Annotated in this window: 21 protein-coding genes and 2 tRNA genes; 15 read left to right on the forward strand and 8 right to left on the reverse strand. The window is 62.1% G+C overall.

The features are described 5' to 3' along the window. Nucleotides 1-8 precede the first annotated feature (8 nt). From CH42_RS05650 to pstB, 5 genes are all read left to right on the forward strand, one after another. Complete coding sequence (locus CH42_RS05650; RefSeq protein WP_053352329.1) at nt 9-962, forward strand: NUDIX hydrolase; 954 nt, start codon at nt 9-11, stop codon at nt 960-962. 217 nt (nt 963-1,179) lie between these two features. Then, nucleotides 1,180-2,280: a phosphate ABC transporter substrate-binding protein PstS gene (locus CH42_RS05655; RefSeq protein WP_053352250.1), complete on the forward strand. Its 1,101-nt coding sequence runs from the start codon at nt 1,180-1,182 to the stop codon at nt 2,278-2,280. Nucleotides 2,281-2,386: 106 nt separating this feature from the next. Next, nucleotides 2,387-3,325 carry a phosphate ABC transporter permease subunit PstC gene (pstC, locus tag CH42_RS05660; protein ID WP_053352251.1) on the forward strand — a complete coding sequence of 313 codons (939 nt, stop codon included), beginning with the start codon at nt 2,387-2,389 and terminating at the stop codon, nt 3,323-3,325. After that, entirely contained in the window at nt 3,325-4,446 is a 1,122-nt protein-coding gene (gene pstA, locus CH42_RS05665) for a phosphate ABC transporter permease PstA (protein ID WP_053352252.1), read from the forward strand. The genes pstC and pstA overlap by 1 nt, the downstream gene beginning before the upstream one ends. 47 nt (nt 4,447-4,493) lie before the next feature. Continuing rightward, entirely contained in the window at nt 4,494-5,273 is a 780-nt protein-coding gene (gene pstB / locus CH42_RS05670) for a phosphate ABC transporter ATP-binding protein PstB (RefSeq protein WP_053352253.1), read from the forward strand. A 73-nt stretch (nt 5,274-5,346) separates the two neighbouring features. On the opposite strand, the gene CH42_RS05675 is transcribed toward pstB, so the two are convergent. Both CH42_RS05675 and CH42_RS05680 read right to left on the reverse strand, forming a co-directional pair. After that, nucleotides 5,347-5,796, reverse strand: a complete 450-nt coding sequence (locus CH42_RS05675) for an acyl-CoA thioesterase (protein ID WP_075201373.1) — start codon at nt 5,794-5,796, stop codon at nt 5,347-5,349. Between the two features lie 346 nt (nt 5,797-6,142). Beyond that, the gene (locus tag CH42_RS05680; protein WP_053352254.1) at nt 6,143-6,772 is read right to left on the reverse strand and encodes a hypothetical protein; all 630 of its coding nucleotides are present in this window, start codon (nt 6,770-6,772) and stop codon (nt 6,143-6,145) included. Between the two features lie 241 nt (nt 6,773-7,013). Here CH42_RS05680 and CH42_RS05685 point away from each other — a divergent pair, with 241 nt between their 5' ends. Beyond that, nucleotides 7,014-7,199, forward strand: coding sequence for a CsbD family protein (locus tag CH42_RS05685; RefSeq protein WP_053352255.1), 186 nt, complete (start codon nt 7,014-7,016; stop codon nt 7,197-7,199). 62 nt (nt 7,200-7,261) lie between these two features. On the opposite strand, the gene CH42_RS05690 is transcribed toward CH42_RS05685, so the two are convergent. Both CH42_RS05690 and CH42_RS05695 read right to left on the reverse strand, forming a co-directional pair. Beyond that, a tRNA-Lys gene (locus tag CH42_RS05690) sits at nt 7,262-7,336 on the reverse strand. Between the two features lie 66 nt (nt 7,337-7,402). After that, complete coding sequence (locus tag CH42_RS05695) at nt 7,403-8,029, reverse strand: LysE family transporter (protein ID WP_053352331.1); 627 nt, start codon at nt 8,027-8,029, stop codon at nt 7,403-7,405. A gap of 76 nt (nt 8,030-8,105) precedes the next feature. On the opposite strand from CH42_RS05695, the gene CH42_RS05700 reads away from it, so the two are divergent. Beyond that, nucleotides 8,106-8,178: transfer RNA gene (locus CH42_RS05700), tRNA-Ala, on the forward strand. Nucleotides 8,179-8,317: 139 nt separating this feature from the next. Beyond that, a complete protein-coding gene (locus CH42_RS05705) occupies nt 8,318-9,019 on the forward strand; it encodes a GntR family transcriptional regulator (protein ID WP_162231064.1) in 702 nt (233 codons plus the stop codon). A 294-nt stretch (nt 9,020-9,313) separates the two neighbouring features. On the opposite strand, the gene CH42_RS05710 is transcribed toward CH42_RS05705, so the two are convergent. After that, the gene (locus CH42_RS05710; protein WP_053352257.1) at nt 9,314-9,682 is read right to left on the reverse strand and encodes a hypothetical protein; all 369 of its coding nucleotides are present in this window, start codon (nt 9,680-9,682) and stop codon (nt 9,314-9,316) included. Between the two features lie 316 nt (nt 9,683-9,998). Here CH42_RS05710 and CH42_RS16175 point away from each other — a divergent pair, with 316 nt between their 5' ends. The 3 genes from CH42_RS16175 to CH42_RS15940 all read left to right on the forward strand — a co-directional run bounded on the left by CH42_RS16175 (nt 9,999) and on the right by CH42_RS15940 (nt 12,508). Then, on the forward strand, nt 9,999-10,418 hold the full coding sequence (locus CH42_RS16175; protein WP_053352258.1) for a sigma factor: 420 nt from the start codon (nt 9,999-10,001) through the stop codon (nt 10,416-10,418). A gap of 497 nt (nt 10,419-10,915) precedes the next feature. After that, nucleotides 10,916-11,839 (forward strand): NADP-dependent oxidoreductase, encoded by a 924-nt coding sequence (locus CH42_RS05725; RefSeq protein WP_053352260.1) that lies wholly within the window; start codon nt 10,916-10,918, stop codon nt 11,837-11,839. Between the two features lie 48 nt (nt 11,840-11,887). Beyond that, nucleotides 11,888-12,508, forward strand: a complete 621-nt coding sequence (locus CH42_RS15940) for an alpha/beta fold hydrolase (protein ID WP_082309310.1) — start codon at nt 11,888-11,890, stop codon at nt 12,506-12,508. Between the two features lie 590 nt (nt 12,509-13,098). Here CH42_RS15940 and CH42_RS05730 read toward each other — a convergent pair. Continuing rightward, nucleotides 13,099-13,767 carry a recombinase family protein gene (locus CH42_RS05730; protein WP_306455194.1) on the reverse strand — a complete coding sequence of 223 codons (669 nt, stop codon included), beginning with the start codon at nt 13,765-13,767 and terminating at the stop codon, nt 13,099-13,101. 444 nt (nt 13,768-14,211) lie between these two features. On the opposite strand from CH42_RS05730, the gene CH42_RS05740 reads away from it, so the two are divergent. The 4 genes from CH42_RS05740 (at nt 14,212) to CH42_RS15945 (ending at nt 20,578) form a co-directional block, all read left to right on the forward strand. Further along, nucleotides 14,212-14,478, forward strand: coding sequence for a CorA family divalent cation transporter (locus CH42_RS05740; protein ID WP_082309311.1), 267 nt, complete (start codon nt 14,212-14,214; stop codon nt 14,476-14,478). Between the two features lie 759 nt (nt 14,479-15,237). Continuing rightward, a complete protein-coding gene (locus CH42_RS05745; protein ID WP_053352264.1) occupies nt 15,238-16,716 on the forward strand; it encodes a glycoside hydrolase in 1,479 nt (492 codons plus the stop codon). Between the two features lie 2,161 nt (nt 16,717-18,877). Next, nucleotides 18,878-19,933, forward strand: a complete 1,056-nt coding sequence (locus CH42_RS05755) for a choice-of-anchor D domain-containing protein (RefSeq protein ID WP_162231066.1) — start codon at nt 18,878-18,880, stop codon at nt 19,931-19,933. Between the two features lie 180 nt (nt 19,934-20,113). Further along, nucleotides 20,114-20,578 carry a GNAT family N-acetyltransferase gene (locus CH42_RS15945; RefSeq protein ID WP_075205265.1) on the forward strand — a complete coding sequence of 155 codons (465 nt, stop codon included), beginning with the start codon at nt 20,114-20,116 and terminating at the stop codon, nt 20,576-20,578. 73 nt (nt 20,579-20,651) lie between these two features. Here the strand turns inward: CH42_RS15945 and CH42_RS05760 are convergent, their stop codons facing one another. Both CH42_RS05760 and CH42_RS05765 read right to left on the reverse strand, forming a co-directional pair. Further along, a complete protein-coding gene (locus tag CH42_RS05760; RefSeq protein ID WP_053352267.1) occupies nt 20,652-21,233 on the reverse strand; it encodes a recombinase family protein in 582 nt (193 codons plus the stop codon). Further along, nucleotides 21,226-21,999: a Fic/DOC family protein gene (locus CH42_RS05765; protein WP_053352268.1), complete on the reverse strand. Its 774-nt coding sequence runs from the start codon at nt 21,997-21,999 to the stop codon at nt 21,226-21,228. Before CH42_RS05765 ends, CH42_RS05760 begins: the two co-directional genes overlap by 8 nt.

The following is a 21,999-nucleotide window of genomic DNA, read 5'->3' on the forward strand; positions in this document are numbered from 1 at the left end:
CCCGGCGGGTGACGGGGGAAGTCTTCGCAGCGGGCACGATCTGCTGGCGACGCGAAGCGACCCCTGAAGGAGGGGCTCGCACGCTTGTGCTGGTGATCCACCGCCCGAAGCGCAACGACTATTCCTTTCCGAAGGGCAAACTCGACCCCGGCGAGAGCATGCCCCAGGCGGCCGTGCGCGAAACGCGCGAAGAGACCGGGTTCAAAGTGCACCTCGGGGCGCACATGGGCACGATCCGTTACAACCTGAGCGGCGGGCGCCGCAAGACGGTGCAGTACTGGGCGGCGCAGGTCTCCGAGCGACTCGCGCAAGCGGGCCGGTTTCGCCCGAACAGCGAGGTCGACGCCATCGAGTGGGTGCCGCTCGATGCGGTGCGCGAGCGCCTCACCTATGCCGCAGACCGCGAGCTCTTCGACGTGTTCCTCGACCTCGCCAGCCGCGACCTGCTCGACACGTACTCGATCACGCTGCTGCGACACGCGAAAGCGTTGCCGCGCTCATCCAGCACCATGGCCGACCATCTGCGACCGCTGACCCCGTTCGGGCAAGACCAGGCCGAGACACTCGTGCCGACGCTCGAGGCCTTTGGGGCGAAACGCTTCTACTCGTCGACCGCCGTGCGCTGCCGGTCGACGATTGCACCCCTCGCGCATCATCGGGGCAAGCTCGTGCGCGAGACCGACGCCATCAGCCAAGATCGTTGGGACACGGGCGACCTGTCCGAACTGCGCGCCCTCCTGACGCGCATCGTCTCTCGCCGCAAAAGCGCGGTCATCTGCAGCCACCGCCCGGTGCTGCCCGACCTCGCGCGCGAACTCGCACTCGCCACCGGCAGCCCGAGCGGTGCGTACCTGAACGCGGCGGCCGCACTCCCCACCGCTGGTTTCTCCGTCTTCCACTTCGCGAAGCACCACCCCGAAGCCGGCATTCTGGGGGTCGAAACCTACCCACTGCAGCACTGACCCGTCCCGGCGAACCGCTTCGTCGCAGCGTAGACAAGCTGAGCGGCAACGCGCACGAATGCGCGTGCATCATCTGACCTGGCGGCTTTCAGACGGCGTGAGTTCACCTGTTGTTCACCCACTGGCAGACATCGCGTCATGCAGGGTGCTTAGCGTGGTGTCGTGGTCGTTCGAGACCATCACCTCACATCCGTTTTCCAGATTGGATCACCCTCAAGTGAAGCTTTCCGCATTCGCCAAGGTCGCCGCTATCGGTGGCATCGCCGCACTCACGCTGACCTCTTGCGCCGCGAACGAGGGCGGCAGCTCCTCCAGCGAAGAGACCTCTGCCGGTTCAAGCCTCTCGGGCGAGCTCGTCGGCGCCGGCGCTTCGTCGCAGGGCTCGGCACAGGAGGCCTGGGTCGCTGGCTTCCAGACCGCCAACGCTGACGTCACCGTCAACTACGAACCCTCGGGCTCGGGTGCGGGTCGCGAGACCTTCCAGCAGGGCGCCAGCGCGTTCGCCGGTTCGGACCGCGCGTTCAAGACCGACGAGATCTCGGCTGGCCCCTTCGAGGGCTGCGCGACCGGCGACATCGTCGAATTCCCCGCGTACATCTCCCCGATCGCGATCATCTTCAACGTCGACGGTGTCGATTCGCTGAAGCTCGACGCGTCGACTGTCGCGCAGATCTTCTCGGGCAAGATCACCAAGTGGAACGACGCAGCGATCACCGCGCAGAACGAGGGCGTCGAGCTCCCCGACGCGAACATCACCGCTGTGCACCGCTCCGATGACTCGGGCACCACCGGAAACTTCACCGATTACCTCGGTGCAGCGGCTGCCACCGACTGGACCGTGGGCTCGGTCGAGACCTGGCCGACCGAGTTCGGCGGCGAGGGTGCACAGGGCACCTCGGGCGTCGTCTCGGCAGTCAAGAACGGCACCGGCACCATCGGTTACGCCGACGCATCGCAGGCAGGCGACCTCGGCACCGTCGAGATCAAGGTCGGCGAAGAGTACGTCGCGTACTCCCCTGAGGCCGCAGCTGCCGTCGTCGACGCGTCGCCGCTCGAGGAGGGTCGCACCGACCACGACCTCGCGATCGCCCTCGACCGCACCTCGACCGAGGGCGGCGTCTACCCGATCGTGCTCGTGAGCTACCTCATCGGTTGCGAAGAGTACGCAGATGCCGCGAACGCTGAGCTCGTGAAGTCGTACTTCAGTTACATCGTGAGCGAGGACGGCCAGAACACCGCCGCCGAGGCTGCGGGCAGCGCGCCGATCTCGAACGATCTCCGTACCAAGGTGCAGACCGCGATCGACTCGATCAAGTAAATCCCGTGAGAGCGGCGGGCACGATGCAGATCGTGCCCGCCGCTCTCCGCAGGTCGGGCTCCCTCGACCACCCTCGACTCCCTCTCCCCTCTACCTCGGAGACACAGTGACCGCCACTTCCGCCCCTGCCAAGCCGGTGCTCAGCCTCGGCGACCGCGTGTTCTCACGCTCCGCGGTCTTCGCGGGCAGCATGATTCTCGTCACGCTCGCCGCCGTCGCCATCTTCCTCATCGTGCAGAGCATTCCCGCTTTCGTCGCCACCGACGAAAGCGCTTCGCTGCTCACCAGCAATTTCTGGGCCTACGTCGGCCCGCTCGTCTTCGGCACTGTCTGGGCCGCGGCTCTGGCGCTGCTCATCGCGCTCCCGCTCGCCATCGGCATCGCACTGTTCATCTCGCACTACGCTCCCCGCCAGCTCGCGCAGGTGCTCGGGTACATCGTCGATCTGCTCGCCGCGGTTCCCAGCGTGGTCTTCGGCCTCTGGGGTATCGGCGTGCTCGCGCCGGCTGCCCGCCCGATCTTCGAGTGGCTGAACACCTACCTGGGGTGGATCCCGCTCTTCGGCGGCACCGTTAGCGGCACCGGCCGCACCATCCTGACCGCAGCACTCGTGCTCGCGGTGATGATCCTGCCGATCATGACGGCGATCTGCCGCGAGATCTTCCTGCAGGCACCCCGCCTGCACGAGGAAGCCGCGCTCGCGCTCGGAGCGACTCGCTGGGAGATGATTCGCATGGCCGTGCTGCCGTTCGGTCGCCCGGGCATCGTCTCGGCCGCCATGCTCGGCCTCGGCCGCGCGCTCGGCGAGACGATGGCCGTCGCCATGGTGCTCTCGGCGACTGGCCTCGTCACCTTCCGGTTGCTCACCTCCGAGAACCCCTCCACGATCGCCGCGAACATCGCGCTGTCGTTCCCTGAGGCTTACGGCGAGAACATCAACGTGCTGATCGCCACCGGCCTCATCCTGTTCGTCGTCACCTTCCTGGTGAACGCGCTGGCTCGCTGGATCGTGAGCCGCCGCGCCGAGTTCTCGGCGGCGAACTGATGCTTCAGACGACCGAACCGACTCAAGAGGGGACCACTTCCGTGGCCATCACCGTTCGCCCAGTCCGTGCAGGGTCTTCCCTCGCCGGCAACCGGCTCTCGCGTTCGACGCCGTGGGTCGTGCTCGCCGCGTGCCTGGCTGCCTCGCTCGCGCTCTTCGGCCTGCTCGCTGCGGCGAGCGGCGCCGAGTTCTCGCCCGTCGGGGCGATCCTGGTCGGCGCTATCGCCTACGTGATCGTCATCACGATCATGTCGGCGACCGTCGAGGGCTCGCGCCAGGCGATGGATCGCTTCATCACCGCGATCGTGTCGGGAGCCTTCCTGCTCGCGATGGTGCCGCTCGTCTCCGTGGCGTTCACGGTGATCTCGAACGGTGTCGCGCGCTTCGACTCGGAGTTCTTCAACTCATCGATGCGCAACGTGACCGGTGAGGGCGGCGGCGCGCTCCACGCGATGGTCGGCACGCTGCTGATCACGCTGGCGGCCACCATCATCTCGGTGCCGCTCGGTCTCATGACCTCGATCTACCTGGTCGAGTACGGGCGCGGCAAAGTCGCGAAGACCATCACCTTCCTGGTCGACGTGATGACGGGTATCCCCTCGATCGTCGCGGGTCTCTTCGCTTACGCACTGTTCGCGCTCTTCCTCGGGCCGGGCGTGCGCATGGGCATCGTCGGCGCCGTGGCGCTCTCCGTGCTGATGATCCCGGTCGTCGTGCGTTCGAGCGAAGAGATGCTGCGTCTCGTGCCCAACGAACTGCGCGAGGCCTCATACGCGCTGGGTGTGCCGAAGTGGCGCACCATCATGAAGGTCGTGCTGCCCACCTCGATCGCGGGTATCACCACCGGCATCATGCTGTCGATCGCACGCGTCATCGGCGAGACGGCCCCGCTGCTCATCACCGCCGGATTCACGGCATCGATGAACTACAACCTCTTCTCCGACCGCATGCAGTCGCTGCCCGTCTACGTGTACACGCAGTTCATGAACCAGGGCAACCCGGCCGAAGCGTTCATCGACCGCGCCTGGGCCGCCGCCCTCGTGCTGATCCTCATCGTCATGGCACTCAACCTGCTCGGCCGCCTCATCGCCCGCTGGTTCGCCCCGAAGTTCGGCCGCTAGCCCGCGGCCCTGCAGACCCACACCGACTCCCGAACGAAAGAATCACCATGTCGAAGCGCATCGAGGTCAACGACCTCAACGTCTACTACTCGAAGTTCCTGGCGGTCGAAGGGGTGTCGATCAACATCGAGCCCCGCAGCGTCACCGCCTTCATCGGCCCCTCGGGCTGCGGCAAGTCGACCTTCCTGCGCACGCTGAACCGCATGCATGAGGTCATCCCCGGCGCTCGCGTCGAGGGCGAGGTGCTGCTCGACGGTGAAGATCTGTACGGGCAGGGCGTCGACCCAGTGCTCGTTCGCCGCCAGGTCGGCATGGTGTTCCAGCGCCCCAACCCGTTCCCCACGATGTCGATTCGCGAGAACGTGCTCGCCGGCGTGCGCCTCAACGACCGCCGCATGTCGAAGAGCGACTCTGACGCACTGGTCGAGAAGTCGCTCACCGGCGCGAACCTCTGGAACGAGGTGAAGGATCGCCTCGACAAGCCGGGCTCAGGCCTCTCGGGCGGGCAGCAGCAGCGTCTCTGCATCGCACGCGCAATCGCGGTGTCGCCCGACGTGCTGCTGATGGACGAGCCGTGCTCGGCGCTCGACCCGATCTCAACCCTCGCCATCGAGGATCTCATCGATCAGCTCAAGCAGGAGTACACGATCGTGATCGTGACCCACAACATGCAGCAGGCGTCGCGCGTCTCGGATCGCACGGCGTTCTTCAACATCGCGGGCACCGGCAAGCCGGGCAAGCTCATCGAGTTCGACGACACCTCGACGATCTTCTCGACCCCGTCGGTGCAGGCCACTGAAGATTACGTCTCGGGCCGCTTCGGGTAAATCCGAGCTCGGGATCGCGAAAGCCCCGGTGCACGCCAGTCGATGGCTGCACCGGGGCTTTCGCGTTCCCCGCTCAGTTGTCGCCGCGGTTCGGCATCTCGTCAGCGGTCGGCATGCGGTCGCGATCGTAGGTGATCTCGGTGTAACCGTGGGGCGCCGGGCTGCCGTCGGGGCCGATGTTCACGAACACGATGCGCTCAATCGAAAGAATCGTCTTTCGCGTGATCATGTTGCGCACGACCGCGCGCATCGTGAGCGACGTGCGACCGAACTCGGTGGCGACGAGCCCCATCTCGATGAGGTCGCCCTCGCGTGCCGACGCTTCGAAGTTGATCTCCGAGATCAGCTTCGTTACCACGTGCGGGTTGCCGAGCTGAATGATGGCGTAGATCGCGGCTTCTTCGTCGATCCATTTGAGCAGGCTGCCGCCGAAGAGCGACCCGTTCGCGTTCATGTCTTCGGGGCGCACCCACTTGCGCGTTGAGAAGTTGATGCCGTCTGCGTGCTGAAGCGGAGATCTCATACCCCGAGCTTAGAACGCGCGTGTTTCGAGATCGCGACCGGTTTGCGGCGGGCAGCCGTCGCAATGACGAGCGGCGCCTGGCAGCAAAGACCGAGCCGCAGAAACGCCTCTCGGCGGAAGGCCGCTCGAAGCGGCGAAAATTGGAGCCCGGGGTTACTGCGGCCCGGCGTGCATCAGTTTATCAAACGGGCTCTGGGCCGCGTCGGCGCGGCGTCAGCGGAGGGCGAACGCTGCGATTGGGGTAACTTCGGACCAGTACAGCGGCGAATTTCGCGGCCCGCACCGGCCCAAAGTTACCCCGATCCGGATGGGTGGCGGAGCGGCGTGCGGGGTGCGACTTGCGGCGCTACGAGAGCGTGCCGTCTCGCCACCGGCGGGCACCGCCGTGCAGATCGTGGGCGAGCGTCGAGTAGCGCAGCGCGCGCCGCGTCAGCTCTTCGGCGTGGGCGTCGTCAAGCACGTCGCGCGCGTCCGCGAGATCGGCGGCGCCGAGCGACATGATGCGGCAGTAGCTCGCGGCGCGATCGAGCGCTCCTCCGAGATCACCGGCGAAGACTCCGCGCAAGATCGTGTCGCACAGGTGCGAGATCGAGTCGGGCGTCACCGGCTCGACGGCGCCCGCGACGATGGGGTCGATCGTGACGGTGACCTCGGCGCCGCGACGGAAGAGGTCGGCTGATCCGGCAGGATCAGCATCGACCACGCGACGCAGCAGGTACAGGCGCCAGAGCAGGCCCGCGAGCGAGTGCGCGCTCTCCCCCGCCCACAGCTCCGCAATGTCGTCGAGGCCCGAGCCCGCCGCGAGGCCGACGACGCGCTCGACCACTTCGGGGTCAGCGACGCGGCGCACCCGATCGAGCAGCGCCCAGGAGGTCTCCTGGGCGAGGCGCTGAGCTGCTCCGGGTTCATCGGAACCGATGATCCAGTCGAAGGTGAAGCTCGGCTGCAGCACGGGGCGCTGGTGATCGCGGGACATCGGCCTCTTCTCAAGTTCAGGGGTGACAGACCACGCGAGTCTACGCCGCCGTTGTCGCGCGTGCGCACATGTCGCACGCGGGCTTGAGCGGTATCCTGGAAGGAACAACTCGCACCAGAACGGCGTCGCGTTGCAGACAGGTCGCCGGGGTTGCAACCCCCTGGGGCTGTGAACCGATCGATGGCAGGGTGGAAGGTGTTCTCGCACCGAGAATGTTCCCGAACTCCTGAGGAGGATCAGTATGAGTGCATCGGACAAGATTTCTGCCGCAGCTGACAAGCTGAAGGGCAACGCGAAGGAAGCCGTCGGTCGCGTCACCGGCGATGACGAGAAGGTCGCCGAAGGCAAGCTCGACCAGGCGAAGGGCGACCTCAAGAGTGCCGGCGAGAAGGCCAAGGACACCGCGAAGGATGCCTTCGGCAACTGAACCGCCGCACAACGAAACGGCCCCGCTCTCCCATCCGGGAGCGGGGCCGTTTCGTGTGGTGTTGGTGCCCCCAGTAGGGATCGAACCTACGACCTGCGGATTAAAAGTCCGTAGCTCTACCGCTGAGCTATAGGGGCCAACCCGATCAAGCTTAGCGGATCGCGCGGGCTCGCTGTCGCCCCGGCGACACGGGCACGCACGGCTCAGTGAATGAAGGCCAGCAGCGCGGCGACTCCGATGAACAGCGCACCGAAGACGCTGTTGAGTACGCGCTGACCGCGCGTCGTCGCCGAGTACCGTCGGAACGGGCGGGCCGCCACGGCGAAGAACCCCCACATGACGGCAATGTCGACGCACACCACGGTCGCCGCCAGCAGCGCGTACTGGGGTGCGAGCGGCAGATCCGACCGGATAAACTGCGGCACGAACGCGAGGAAGAAGACGATCGCCTTGGGGTTCAGCAGGTTGACCCAAAACCCGCGACGCAGCATGGGCCAGTGCCCACCCGAATCGACGGCGTCTTCGCCGGTGTCGACGGCTTCGCTGGGCTTTGTCAGGATGAGCCGGACGCCGAGGTAGACGAGGTACGCGGCCCCCGCGTACCGGATCACGTTGAACAGCACCGGGCTGCCGGCGACCAGCACCCCGACTCCGGCGGCGACAATCACGAGATGCACCAGCAGAGCGAGCTGCTGCCCCGCGATGCCCCAGATCGATCGACGCCAACCGAAGGTCATCGAGTTCGACATCGTGTTGATCGCGCCGGCTCCCGGCGTCAAACTGATGACCACCGATGCCGTGAGCAGGGAAAGCCAAATCGCAGGGGCCACCCCGTCAGTGTAGGGCCGCACGGGGCACTGCGATTTCACATCGCTTCAGCACGACTGATAGAGTGAAGCGCTGTTAGGGTCTGTGGCGCAGTTGGTAGCGCGTCTCGTTCGCAATGAGAAGGTCAGGGGTTCGATTCCCCTCAGATCCACCGGTTAGGGCTTCGGTTTCTTCGTGAAACGGGGCCCGTTTTCTTTCGCTTCGTGCCCTTCGCAATGGGGGCTTATCGGCCCACATGAATGCCAGAGCTCTCCAGACGCAGGCGCCGCTGGCACCGTAGAGTGATGGATGTGCCCATTCCCAATGCATCCAAGCCCAAGATCGCCCGCCGACTCCTGCGCGACGAAGCGCACGATCTGATCCGCGCCGCGATACTCGACGGCACCCTCGCGGCCGGCGAGCAACTCGATGACGCGAGCCTGCAGAATTGGCTCGGGATCTCCCGCACCCCGATCCGCGAGGCGATCATCGCTCTGCAGGTCGAAGGCTTTGTCGAGATCGCCGCGCAGACGCATACTCGCGTGGTCGACCCGACCCCGCAAGACGTTATCTACGCGATCCAGACCGTGGGCACCGTATTCGGCGGCGTTCTGCGTTCAATCGTGCCCGATCTCGACGACCTCACTCGAGCACAGATAGTGGAGATCGTGGAACGCGCGAAAGCGGCGATCGCTGCGGGCGACGCACGCACGCACATGAACACGACGATCGAGTACTACCGGCTCATGATCGAGCGTTGCCAGAACCCCACACTGAAGCTGGTCGCCGACTGGGCGGTCACGTCGCTCAGCTTCAAATACAGCATCACCGTCGATCAGCGTGAACCCAATTGGGACATGCTCACACACGGTTGGGAGCAAATGCATCAGGCGATCATTGACGGTGACGCAATCGCTGCGGAGCTCGCTTGCGAAGACATGCATCTTCTCCCCGGTTCTGGCACCGACTGGGCGCCGCCGTCTTGGAAGTCGGACTCGGGAGCATCCGCATGATTCGAACAGCCGGAGCGCTTATCCGACGGCCCGGAATGGGCATGCTTCTTATCGGCGCGACAGCCTTCGCAATCTCGCTCGTCTGCGCGGGCGTGTATTGCGCGGTCTGCGAGTACCCGTCAGTCGTGCACCTCTAGGTAAATCGTCAGACCAACATCGTCGAAGTCGACTCGAGCGAAGTCCTAGGCGGAGACATTCGATCCGCCCAACCATAACTCTTGCCCCTGCAGATAAACGTCGTCTTTAAGCTTCCGGGGCGTCAACTGAGCAGCCCTGGACCGATCATGGCGATGCCTAGCAAACCTTGCTACTCGGGTAGACCTTGCAGACTGATTCATATGCCAGGTCGATCTCAGACCGCGTCAAATGGCTCTTCTCTACCGCCCGTGGGTACTTCTCGAGAGTTTCGCGCCACTCGCCCTCATCCGAACAATCGATCATCGTTGGTTCGAACGATTCCGTCGTGATGAAGGCTGGGTCGCCACCTGCGATGAATTCGAAAGCTGCGTCGCATGTCGACATTCCAGCCACACGCTCTCCTTCTGCAAGTTCCTCCCACGCGGGCAGCTGTGGAACGTCGAGCACGGCGGCACACCGCGAGTAAAGCTGCACAACGAGACCGCGGGCGCTGCTTGCGATGTCGTTTTTCTGTCCTTCGGCCATGACGAATTGTTGATCATGGCTAGATACACAGCTAGTTGGTTGACTACTTCTTCGAGTACTGGTTCAGCGTCAGTCTTGATGCTGTCGAACTCGTTTTTAAGTTCAGAAAGGTCATCGGACTGCGCCTCACTCATCGTATGAATGTCGAACCCGTCAAGTTCCGCGATCGCTCGCGGAAGGGGCTGGTCTCCATCCCAAATGATCGCACATGTCCGCTCCAACGAAACATGCGAATCAGTTGCTTCCTCAATGACGTCAGCGGTGTCTCTGGCAGTTGACTCGCTAGCCGTTGTTGCACAGCCAGAAACCAGAAGAAATGACACAACCGCAGCAGCAATTGCAGCACAGGATCCTCGGCAGCGTCTCCGATGCCGAAGACGCGGTTCAAGAAGCTTTTGTGCGGTGGTATCGACTCCTCGACGCTGAACGTGCTGCCGTGAAGAACCCAGTCGGATGGTTTGCAAAGACCACAGCCCGGATTTGCCTCGATTTCATGAAAAGCGCGTCCCGCCGGCACGACCTCTATGTGGGCCCGTGGCTGCCAGAGCCAGTACCCGCACACCGCTTTTCATCGACCAGCATAGACGCGGCGGATCCCGCCGAGAAAGCTCTGGAAAATGAGTCGTTAGGGATGGCGTTGCTAACGATCATGGAGGAAATGTCACCCGCCGAGCGCGTCGCGTTCGTACTTCGAGACGTGTTCGATTACCCCATCTCGGACATCGCCGAAGTGTGAGATCGTTCCCCTGGAGCGGTACGCCAGCTCGCTTCCTCAGCTCGTACCCGGGTCGCAGGCAAACCGCGCCCATCGGCGCGAGCCAACAATGACCTCCTCATCGCGTTCCAGCGAGCAGCCACTACTGGTGATGTAGCCGGACTTGTGAAGCTGTTACATCCGGACATTGTGTTGCGCTCGGATGGAGGCGGCATCGTGCGTGCCGCACGAAACCCGATCTACGGGCCCGACAAGGTCGCACGTTTCATCATCGGGGTACTTGCTCGACAGGCTCCGACCACACTCGTCATCACGCGCGGCCCTGCCGGAAACCTCGCCGAGTTTGTAAGTGAGGGAACAACCAGCGGTGTCCTTTAACTTGTCCCGAGCGACTCAGGGGCGGTAGCCACTGAGGTACTCATCCAATGGAACCCTGAAAAACTTCGTTCATGGCACTCAACCTGACAAGGATGGTGCCTGCGTCGTCTAACTAGTGAGTCCAAGTAATAGGACGCACGATGCAGGCAATCGTTGTGAATGATCGAAACGCGGGAACGACTGACATGCGACTTGAGGAGCAACCGTATCCGCACGCGTCGGAGAACGACGTCATCGTTCGTATCCATGCTTCGGGGTTTACGCCCGGGGAATTGGAATGGCCAGGGACCTGGACTGATCGGGCAGGACGAGACCGAACGCCCAGTATTCCTGGCCACGAATTGGCGGGCGTGGTCGCCGAGCTCGGGTACGGCACGACAGGGTTGAGCGTAGGTCAGCGGGTGTTTGGACTCGCAGACTGGACCCGGAATGGGACTCTTGCCGAGTTCGCTGCAGTCAAAGCCAGGAACCTCGCACCCCTTCACGCGGATCTTGACTACGCCACCGCAGCGAGTCTTCCGATCTCTGGGCTTACCGCGTGGCAGGGCCTCTTCGACCACGGCCGCATCAGTACCGGGGAGAGTGTTCTCGTGCACGGAGCGGCAGGCGGAGTTGGTTCGATCGTCGTGCAACTTACTCGTGAGGCAGGTGCGCACGTCATCGGAACTGGGCGAACCACTGACCGCCAAAATGCACTCGGTTTCGGTGCGCACGAATTTCTTGACCTCAGTGCTGATGACCTCCAGGACACGGGACACGTCGGGCTAGTTTTCGATGTGATCGGTGGCGAGATCGGCGACCGGTCCCTCGACTTATTGCGCCCAGGCGGGACCCTGGTGACAATCGCCGGCCCGCCTTCTCGGCAGCCCGCAGATGGTCGCGCAATTCTCTTCGTGGTCGAGGCGAACCGCACTCAACTCTCAGAGATCGCGAGCCGCGTCACCGACGGGCGACTACGAACAAATATTGCGCAGGTTCGATCGCTAACGGAAGCCGCTGAGGCGTTCAATCCGGTCTCGCGCGTTGCCGGAAAAACAATCATTGCCGTGCCTGGAAACGAATAGTGATGGTTTATGAACGTGACCACTACGTCCCGATAGCGCACTAGAAACATGCTGACTCCAGCTACGCCGGAATCCGTGCATTCGATTTCTGTCACCAACCGTCATGGTGGTGCCGCAACCCTGCGCCTCATCGAACGGGGCGAAGGTCCGGCGGTGCTCCTCTTGCACGGCGTGCCACAAAATGCTCACGCATGGGATCCAATCGCGGCATCTCTCGCCGCCGATCACCGAGTGTTGAGCGTAAACATACGCGGTTTCGGTGGTTCGACTGTCACGCGAAAAGGCTACGATCTTGACGGTCTTGCTGAAGACGTTCTGATGCTGTTGGATGCACGCGGGGTGACGCACATTCGAATTATTGGCCACGATCTCGGCGCGCAGGTTGGATTCCGCCTGGTGCAACGAGCGCCGGACCGCGTCAAAGCGCTGCTCGCCCTGAACATGTTCCATCCTCGGATGCTGCGTCGCCGTTATTTCCTTCATGCGTGGAGATTTTGGTATACAGCGTTTCTGGAGTACCCGTACGTGGGCGAGTGGGTAGGTCGGCACTGTCCAGCTTTTACTCGCTCCCTCTTAAGATATGAAGCGGGGTCGCCGAACGCGTGGAGCGAAGAGGAATTGGCGGAACAGTCAGCGGCAGCTGCGCATAGTGCCCGAGCAGTACAGTAGGTGCTGTGGCAGTACATTCTGAGAGAAATGCCACGTATGTTGAAGCGGCGACCCGAAACCTCAGACGTACCGATCAAACTACTCACGGGTGCTAAGGATCCCCGCATTCCGATGGGTTTGCTCGCAGGAGCGCCGCCATCGGTCCACATTGCATCGATCGAGGACGCCGGGCATTACTTGCCACATGAACGAGCAGATGTCGTTATTGCTGCTGCGCGGGAACTGTTCAGCTCTGCTACTCCTCTCGGATAGCGGGCTTCATCCCCAAGCTAGCTACCGATAGGTCGCGGTTACCAGCTGACCCGCATGGGCCAGCGCCTCGATCGGCGGATTGCCAAACTCACTGCTGACTGCTCTAGAAAAACTCGGCACCCGACTCACACCGGTCCGTCACTTGCCCAGGACCTCACGATGCTTGAGTCTCGCGCCCATCACCTTTTACGAATGCTTTGCAAGCTCGTGCCCGTTAGACGATCGCTCAACGAGCACCAGCCCCGGGCCGGCGGCCTCAGTTCTCAACTGAAGTGGAGGTGCACGAATAGCCTGCCCGGAATGATACCCACTAAAGGAGCCGCATCTGATGCAACGAGTTACCGGGCGTCTCGCTCGAGGTAGCGATAGATCGTGGGTCGGGTCACGTTAAACGTGTCAGCGATCTCCTGCACGGTGTGCTCCTTACTGTCGTACATCGCCCGCGCCTGCTTGATCTTCGCGTCCGTCATCTTTGGGCGCCGGCCACCGTTGCGGCCGCGAGCTCGCGCAGCGGCTAGCCCTTCCTGGGTGCGTTCGACAATGAGGTCGTGCTCGAACTCTGCGATTGCGGCGAGCATGTGGAAGAACAGTCTGCCACCGGGAGTCGTGGTGTCGATTCCTTGGGTGACGGCTTTCAGCCCAATCCCCCGTTGCTCGAGCTCGTCGACGATCTCTTTCAGATTCTTCACCAAGCGTCCGAGGCGATCGAGCTTTGTCACCACCAGAGAGTCACCGTCGCGGAGGTAACCGAGCGCTTCGGTGAGTGCCGGCCGCCGCGCTAGCTTTCCAGACGCGTGATCCACAAACACTTTCTCGCATCCGGCAGCCTCAAGGACAGCGGTTTGCCCGGCCGCGTTCTGATCTCTGGTTGATACTCGCGCACTCGACAGCGGGAGGTGAGTTGCATGGCTGCTGAACCTCCTCATTCTTGCAACGGCCGCGGCTGCGCTGTCTCGCGCTGGCGCGCCGTTTAACGGTCGCTTCTCACCCTCACGGTATGTGAGCATCCTCGCTCGCTATGCCCGTATGCGCGCACACGGGGGCGCTCGCCTTCGTGCAGGCACTTGAGAGGATCCTCGATTTAGCGGGGTCCGTGGAGTGCGGGAACGTCAGGGCGCCGATACCTCTCTCCGCCGGCCGATACCGGCAGATCGTTCACGCTGCGCTCGCGCAGCATGGGAAAGGACATTTCGTGACCCAAAAATTCATGCAGCAGGCAATGAACAGCCGGCGTCGGCGGAAGCCCACGCTTGAATGGCAGGCCATCAGCTTCACCGTGTCGCTATATCTATTCATTTGCCTCGCGCTCCTCGCTTCTCACTACGCCGCCCCTCTCCTCGAGGACGTTCCCACTGCTCCATGGGATTGCGCGGGCAGTTCTTCCATTTCCCCGTTCAACCCCTGCTAATACCTGTCACCATCACTCCACACGAAAAGAATTGAGATATAGAATGAGCACGAAAACAGATTTCGAGACTACGAACGAACTACAAGCCCACTGGATTCAAGTGTCACCAGAAGGGCGGGGGCGGCTCGATCACCTTCGTCGAGCGCACGGCCTCGATCCCCCGACGCTCATTGCAACGTTCTACGGCATGAATTTCACCGGGATGCCCGAACTCAACACACAACACGGATTCCTCGTGACAACAATTCTCACGTTGGTCGCCGCGATCAGCCCGCTCTGGTACATCAAGCGACGAGGATGGCTGCGATAGGAGAAACGCGGTTCCCCACAGCGGCATCCGACACGGGATTAAAGTCATAACCGCACGCGAAGCATCAAAAACTCATCCCGTTCGGTCCCTATAGCAAGCGGGCTGTCACCCGCATTTGACTAAATGCTCGTGACCGCCCGCTTGGTACCCAAAGTTTGAAACTCCACGGTGTCGTGGCTCCATCGCGCCCCGAAGGCATGGTTGTCTCGTCACAGAAGATGCGGATGAAATTTTGGCATATTTCTATACTCATCCGTGCAAGCCTGGAGTATGAGAAACCGAAGAACTATTCAATTCTCCGTCATTTGCAGCGCCGCAGCCCTCGCCTTTACTAGTTGTGCGCTTCCTGAAGCGGGAAACGAGGCCGCCCGCGTCAGTTGGGACGGAGAGAGAGTACGTGTTGAGCTCGACACTGGAGTCGCAGAGATTGTGCCCGACTCACTCGAGGTGTTCTTCACGTCACATGATGGGGAACAACAGACCTGGTCTGCCCCTGCTGCTGGATCACTGGGGAAGGCATCTGGCCCCCAACTCGAACCCGAGGGAGCGACTTGGGACTTTCCTGACGCCGCAATGCACGTGCGGGTCTCAGAGGTTGATGGGCGTGCATCGATTTCCTTGGAATCGGATCGGACGCAGCAACTCACTTGGCCTCAATCGGCGGGGGACCCGAAGGTTCAGTCGGTTGAGTTTCCTAACGGTGAAGGGCAGTCGATTCCCGTTGATGATGCCTTCTGGAATAACGCTGATACCGGGTTGGTGGGCAGCTCCTGGGATTTTGCCGGCGGGCTCACCATGCCGTTCTGGGGAACGACATACGCCGACTCCGGAGTGAGTTACTTCGTCGATTCCGATATCGGCACGAGTCTCGACTTCACTACGCAGGACGGACGCATCCATGCGGCCGCGACACATGTATTCGACGTGGATCGTGGCACCGGAAAATACTCCATCTCGATGGGCGCGAATGATGGAAATCCCGTTGGGGCAGCTCAGGACTATCGGGAGCATCTGCTTGACGGTGAGGGAATCGTCACGCTCGACTCGAAGATCGCCGTCAACCCTGAGACGGAGCGATTGTTAGGTGCGATTCACGCCTACACCTGGGGGGACGGACGCGACGCGGAGCTGGTCGCTCGTCTCGAGGAGCTCGGTATTGAACGGGCTTGGCTCGGCTACGACGCCGACGGTTCACCGATGAGTGCCGAGACCGTCGCTGCTGCGGAGCGAGCCGGTTACCTGGTCGCGCCATACGACACATGGGACAACGCGCAGGATCCCAAAGACGCGGACACCGAGTCGTCGATCTGGCCCGGAGACATCTGGCCGAATGGTTGCGTGCGAGACAGTAACGGTGAGCCCGTTACCGGGTTCGGCGGCCGGGGATGCTATGTCAGTACCGCGGCGCTTGAAACTGCGGAGCAGTCCGACGGTGCGCTCTCGAAGCGGGTGCAGGAGTTCACGAGCAATGGAGCTTCGTCGTACTTCCTCGACGTCGACGCCGTCGGTCAACTCTTCCGCGACTACTCACCCGAGCATCCGCAGACCGAAGCTCAGGATCGCGAACGCCGAAAGGCCCGAATGCTCGCACTCGCGCAGGGAACATACTCATCGGGCTCACCGCTCGTATTGGGCTCAGAGACCGCGGCGTCGTGGGCAAACGGATCGCTGAGTTATTCACACGGATCGAGCACGTCGTTGACTAACGCGATATGGGAATTCCAAAAAAACCGTGAGCAGTGGGGAGGGTACTGGCCGAAAGAACGGCCAGGATTCTTCTTCAAGCCCACTGAGCTCCCGGAAGCACTCGCGACTGCGATGTTCGCGCCTGAGTACCGCGTCCCGCTGTACGAGACCGTGCTCCACGACTCGGTGGTCTCGACGGATCGTTGGGAGATGGGTCTCTACAAGTTCGCCGGGCTCACGGAACAACGCATTCTGACGAACATGCTCTATAACACCCCAGCCGTGATCGCTCTCGACGGTCGTGTGCTCGAAGAGCATGGTGCGCAGCTCGCCGAGATGCAGGAAGTGTTCGCGCAGCTGCAGGATGCAGCGGGCACCCAGCCGCTGACCTCTTTCGAGCGAGTAACCGACCAGGTACAGCGCACGACATTCGGCAAGGGGGCGTTGGTAGTGACGGCAAACTTTGGCACGCAAGAGGCAGCGGGCGTCGCTGCCGGTTGCCTCGTCGCGACAATTCCGGGCCGTGATGACCTGAACTACTGCCCGGCATAGCGAGCAGCTGCGGGTTGCTGATTGGTCACCGATCAGCACCCCGCAGAGTCATCTGCGAGAGCGCACGCGAGTTCGATGAACGATACGGCACGCACGATGTCACCGCTGCCGAGGGCTTCATCGGCGTACCGAATTGCCGCGTCAACGGCGCGCCGCTGATTTCGGCGCAGCCGCCGCAGCGTCAGATCGGTATGCCCGGCGGCATGCGTAACTTCGAGCTGCCACAGTTTGGATGGCGTTGCCAGACCTTCCCGAGGTGCACTTGTCCTGAGCTCATGAACGCGCTGAGGCCACTGCGTTTCCGACGAGCGATTCTCCGGTGTGATCATCGTGCGGTATTCGATTCCGTGCACACGGCCAAGCATGAGCACCCGAAGCACTCCCGATTCTGCGCAGGTGAAAGCGCATTTCTACTGAGCCCACTCTGCAAATTTGCTAGAACGAGAGCGCTGACGCACGCAATCGCGACCATACCGAGAACGAGCTTGATGCCTCTTAACCGCACGAGAATTCCTTTAGCTTAGGGCCGCCGGATCAGCGGCAAGTCCAGTTCAATACAGCCGCGGGTTTCGCTTCTTTATCACCCCGAAACTGAGTTCGGCGCGACGATCTGCCCTTCTGCGCAGTAGGTAGTAGTGAGGTGTGAACCTAGCAGCGATTGGCACCCCGTCACTTCCTCTGCGAAATCGGCGCGAATAAGTGACGTTTCTGTTGCTCTGGCGATCGAACATCTGGCACCGAAGTGCCTAACGGCCAACTTCGGCAGATGTTAGACAGCCGGGCTGCCCGGTGACGGCCTTATCGTGTCCACAGCCGAATACGCGCAGGTTCAATCACTCGCCCCTGCGAACGGCGACCTTCACACGATAGAGAAACGAAACAGCGCTTCGGAGTGAGATGGCACATCTCGGCAAACCTCAGCACGAATCTTTAGGAGAGACAATGGCCCCATCATCACCGCGTGTACGCGCCGTCGCATGCGCCGCAATCCCAGTCCTCGTCTTCGGGTTGATTGGCTGCGCTCCCGCGTCAGATTCGACCAATTCACAAAATGGCGCCACATCCACCGACCGGAACGCGAATCCTCAATCCACCTCGGAATACGACGACTGGTACCTCAAGTTTGCAAAATGCATGAGGGGAAAAGGAGTTGACGTCCCAGATACCCCGCCATCCACAATGTCACTCAACCCGGACGACGGGTTCTCCGAGGCCGCGCCAACCTGCATAAAAGAGGTGGGCAACCCTCCAACCCGTAACTTGGGCACTCCACGGTCCGAGGACACCAGACGGAAGATTGCTCAGTGTTATCGCGATTCCGGCTACGACGTAGCCGATCCAAAACCAGGCATGCCTGCGGAGATGCCCGTCGATGCCCCGCCGGAAATCGTCGACAAGTGCCTTGCCGCAGCAAATTGAGAGCGCAACGAAACATTTACCGGTTCACACGACAGCGTACGATCACTGGCGTCGGCACGCCCAATCAAACCATCGATACCAAGGCCTGAACGGGGACTGTCAAAGAAGCACTTGGATACCTTCTCAGTTTTGAACATTCAAAGTAGTGCTCTCTTTGCAGCACGCTTCGCCACTTCGCAGGCGTCGGCGCGACGATCTGTCCTCTTTTCTGCGCAGTAAGTAGTAGCGAGGTGTGAGCCTGGAAGCGAATGGCGCCCCGTCGGCGCCTCTGAGAAATCAGCGCACAAACGCACACACCTGAGGTTACTCCGATCGCTAGCGACGATATCTACACGATCCAGCAAGCTGCCTACTTGTCCTCCGCTCGCGGGCCCTTGGTATCTTTATCCGAAATGAGCACTCACTACTCCCAGGGAGCTGGCGAATGAACTTAAGATTCCGGAATTCACTGGTGGTCGCGACGGTGCTCGTGTGCGCGGCGGTAGGCGTGACGATCCCAGCGGATCGAGCAGAAGCCGTCCCGCTCGAAAATGAGCTATTTTCGATCAGTGAGACCAGACCTGAACTTTCGGTGCCGCTCGGGTACTCCGGCACGACCGAGACCACCCTCACTGCTCATACCCGGATCCAGGTGACTCAGCCATGGGGTCAGCTCGAGTCAGGCGGGCCTGATTATCCGTTCTGGTCACGATTCGCTGGAGTATGCGCTACCTGGAGCGGCACGGATGTCGATACTTTCGTGATGCAAGCCGGGGACTCCTGCACATGGACTTACACGTACACCCCGCAACGATTCGAAAACTCGGCTGCGCAGTGGACGCCGAGCGCACGCGCCATCGATGAAGCCGGAGTGCCATTTGGCGTCACCGTCCCGGGACCGGTGTACCTGTTCGTCGGCATCCGGGCGCTCGAAGCGGCACAACTGAGTTTCGGCGAAGTCGCGGTGGGTGATTCAGGGACGGGAAGTCTCACCCTCAGCAATCCAACGGCCATCGACATCACGGTTTCCGGCGCGACCTTTACCGCTCCGGAGTTCACGCTCGCAGAAGCGGCGGAGCTCCCAGTCACCGTCCCCGCAGGCCAGACGTACGACCTGCCGATCACGTTCGCCCCGCAGCAGGTCGGCCCGATCGAAGACTTCTGGGGTCTCAGAATCGACTACGACGTGCCAGGTTTCGGCACGAGCTGGTTCGCTCGGACACTGTCAGGAACCGGGGTGCAGCCCCTGATCGAACCGCTTCCGTTGGAAGTCAGCGATCTCGATTTCGGAAGTGTTCTCGTAGGCGACACCATTCCCGGAAGCGTGACCGTGCGCAACATTTCCGAATTGCCCGCTACTGCGCAGATCACGAATGTAGACAACCTCAACCGCCGCGGGGTGACTGCTGCACGGGAGTCGATTGAACTTGCCCCCGGAGAATCAGCTACTGTCGCGCTGAGCTGGTCCCCCGCCACCCCGGTTAATACGTCGACCTTCACGACGGTGGACTGGATCGATGCCCAGCACCCAGGTACCGGCCTGCGGCAGTCCAGATTGACCGGCTCCGCCTACCTGCCCACGGAACCGCCGTCGCCGATCACTCCACCTGAAGAAAGAGGCGGTGTGGCCGCGAATCTCGGTCGCGGAGCCAGTCCCGCAGCTCCCCCGCAGGAACTCGCCGCTACGGGATCGCAGGGCATCACTCAGTTTTGTGCTCTTATCGCAGCTCTCGTCGCCGCTTCGGGGGTGTCGTTTGCCGGCGCCCGTCGCTTTCAGACGCGACGCTCCCCCGGCACAGTCTCGCGCTCCTGGCGCTAAGTTGCGGTACCGATCACGAACAAAATCGGGGAGGAGGAAGGTGAGTGCGAACCCAATACAAAATGCTAGCGTTTAATGTCTAGGCGCAGTTTGAATTGGTTTGACGTCGTTGAACGAGAGGGACCCAAAATGACTTACACGAATCTTGACACTGCCACTCCTTCGCTCCCTCCCGGCCTGATGCAACGCAGTGCTCACGCTGCGCAACTCGAGGCCACTGTGCTGTACGCGATTGCGCGGCTTCGGTCTGAGGTGTTCGTCGTCGAACAAGCGTGTCCGTATCTTGATCTCGACGGAAGCGACTTAGAGCCGGGAGCCGAGCAGTTCTGGGCCGAGGTCGAAGGAGCCGCAGCTGACGCACGCATAGCCGCAACTTTGCGCGTATTGCAAGAAGATGAAGCCACGCGCATTGGACGGGTAGCAACCGCTCCTGCCTGGCGGGGTCGTGGCCTTGCTGCAGCGCTCATGCGAGCGGCCGTAACTGCCCATGACAAAGGGACGCCTGACCGCCCGATCGTTCTCGATGCGCAATCGTACCTGACGGAATGGTACGCCCGTTTCGGATTCCTACAGCACGGCGAGGAATTCCTCGAGGATGAGATCCCACACACACCAATGCGCCGGGAACCGAGAACGCATGCATAGGGATTGAAGTCCGCGGCCCGACCCCCGAAAGGAAAGCTGCACTCATGCCCGCAGGATCCGATTCGTACTCGGTTTAAGCTGCCGCGCTATCCGCGTCTACCTTCGCCAACGCCCGGGAAACCGATGATTTCCCGACGCCAAGCACTCCCGCAATATGCACGATGCTCTTTTTGTTCGCTCGCATGGCGATCGCCGCGTCGATACGTTCCTGCGTCATCACCGTGGGCCGGCCGCCGATACGCCCCTCGGAGCGGGCGTGCTCGAGGCCACGGCGGGTGTTGTCTCGAATCGTGTCAACGCGGAGCTGCGCGAACACCGCGACGATCCCGAACAGTGCGCGCCCCATCGGGGTCGTAGTGTCAATGTCGGGCTCGGTCAGGCTCTTGATGTTTACGCCGCGCTCGTGCAAGTCCGTGATGACTTCGATGGCCATCTTCTCGGTGCCTGCGAGTCGGTCGAGCCGTCGCACCATCAAGGTGTCGCCGTCGCGCAAGCACTTCAGGCACTCCACCCATTCAGGGCGGTCCTTGGTGCGACTCGATTCGGCGTGGTCGACGAACACCTGGATGGCACCTGCAGCACGGAGCTCAGCCTCTTGCGCAGCCGGGTCTTGGTCTTTTCGAGAGACGCGGGCGTAACCGATGATGCTACTCATCGCTCGATGCTCCTTTCGTCCTGATCACGGCCATCGAGCTCGCGCTGCGCGGCGAAGCGGTCGACGATTCCGTACGGTCCTCGTCGAACATCCGCGCTGCTGCGACCGGAAATGCGAGACGAGCGAGTTGTTCAGCTTGTTTTCCGTCTGCAGCGCCGGCATCGGTAGCGAACGGCGACACGATGCCGCGGAACATGCTCTCGAGCGGGGCAAAGTCTCGACGCTCTGCTGCGATCCGGCGCGCCTCGTCGTTCGTGCTGCCCTGCACCGATCGCCAATCAAGCTGCCAGCCGGCGTCATTCGCGATTCGCTCCCAGAACACGCGCTGGGTGCGCCCGTTGCCTTCCCGGAACGGATGGATGTGGTTGAACTGGTCATAGTGAAACGCGAGCCGTGACACAAAGGCCTCGTGCTCGGGTCCACGCAGTGACCCCTCCGACTGCAGCTCCCCTGCGGCGAAATCTGCTGCTCGTTCGATGAGCGAGCTCGGAACAAACGGTTCGCCGTCGGCGTCCTTCCAGAGGTCGACCGTGCGCAGCTTCCCTGCCCAGGCATAAACGTCTTGGAAGAGGTGGCGGTGGATCGCTTGGAACTCAGCGAGATCGCTCGTGGGCGCCGACGGATGATCGCCAAGTTCCATTAGACAGGTGAACGTCAGCGCACCTTCGGCTTGTGCGAGCTCCGCCGCGGTGCGTGCGGACGTGAGGTGCTTGAGAAACCCCGTCGCTGGATCCAGATACGGGTCTACGAATTCCGGCGAGGCCAT

It is taken from the genome of Leucobacter musarum subsp. musarum (genome assembly GCF_001273845.1).
GTDB classification, from domain to species: Bacteria; Actinomycetota; Actinomycetes; order Actinomycetales; family Microbacteriaceae; genus Leucobacter; species Leucobacter musarum.

Bases quoted from the DNA above. Each gene is read 5' to 3' on its own strand.
- CH42_RS05710 (WP_053352257.1), bottom strand. From the start codon at position 9,682: ATGGCCGAAGGACAGAAAAACGACATCGCAAGCAGCGCCCGCGGTCTC.
- CH42_RS05725 (WP_053352260.1), top strand. From the start codon at position 10,916: ATGCAGGCAATCGTTGTGAATGATCGAAACGCGGGAACGACTGACATG.
- CH42_RS05740 (WP_082309311.1), top strand. From the start codon at position 14,212: ATGAGCACGAAAACAGATTTCGAGACTACGAACGAACTACAAGCCCAC.
- CH42_RS15940 (WP_082309310.1), top strand. From the start codon at position 11,888: ATGCTGACTCCAGCTACGCCGGAATCCGTGCATTCGATTTCTGTCACC.
- CH42_RS05765 (WP_053352268.1), bottom strand. From the start codon at position 21,999: ATGGCCTCGCCGGAATTCGTAGACCCGTATCTGGATCCAGCGACGGGG.
- CH42_RS15945 (WP_075205265.1), top strand. From the start codon at position 20,114: ATGCAACGCAGTGCTCACGCTGCGCAACTCGAGGCCACTGTGCTGTAC.
- CH42_RS05760 (WP_053352267.1), bottom strand. From the start codon at position 21,233: ATGAGTAGCATCATCGGTTACGCCCGCGTCTCTCGAAAAGACCAAGAC.
- CH42_RS05685 (WP_053352255.1), top strand. From the start codon at position 7,014: ATGAGTGCATCGGACAAGATTTCTGCCGCAGCTGACAAGCTGAAGGGC.
- CH42_RS05680 (WP_053352254.1), bottom strand. From the start codon at position 6,772: ATGTCCCGCGATCACCAGCGCCCCGTGCTGCAGCCGAGCTTCACCTTC.
- pstB (WP_053352253.1), top strand. From the start codon at position 4,494: ATGTCGAAGCGCATCGAGGTCAACGACCTCAACGTCTACTACTCGAAG.
- CH42_RS05730 (WP_306455194.1), bottom strand. From the start codon at position 13,767: ATGCTCACATACCGTGAGGGTGAGAAGCGACCGTTAAACGGCGCGCCA.
- CH42_RS05675 (WP_075201373.1), bottom strand. From the start codon at position 5,796: ATGAGATCTCCGCTTCAGCACGCAGACGGCATCAACTTCTCAACGCGC.
- CH42_RS16175 (WP_053352258.1), top strand. From the start codon at position 9,999: ATGACACAACCGCAGCAGCAATTGCAGCACAGGATCCTCGGCAGCGTC.
- CH42_RS05755 (WP_162231066.1), top strand. From the start codon at position 18,878: ATGCAAGCCGGGGACTCCTGCACATGGACTTACACGTACACCCCGCAA.
- pstA (WP_053352252.1), top strand. From the start codon at position 3,325: ATGCTTCAGACGACCGAACCGACTCAAGAGGGGACCACTTCCGTGGCC.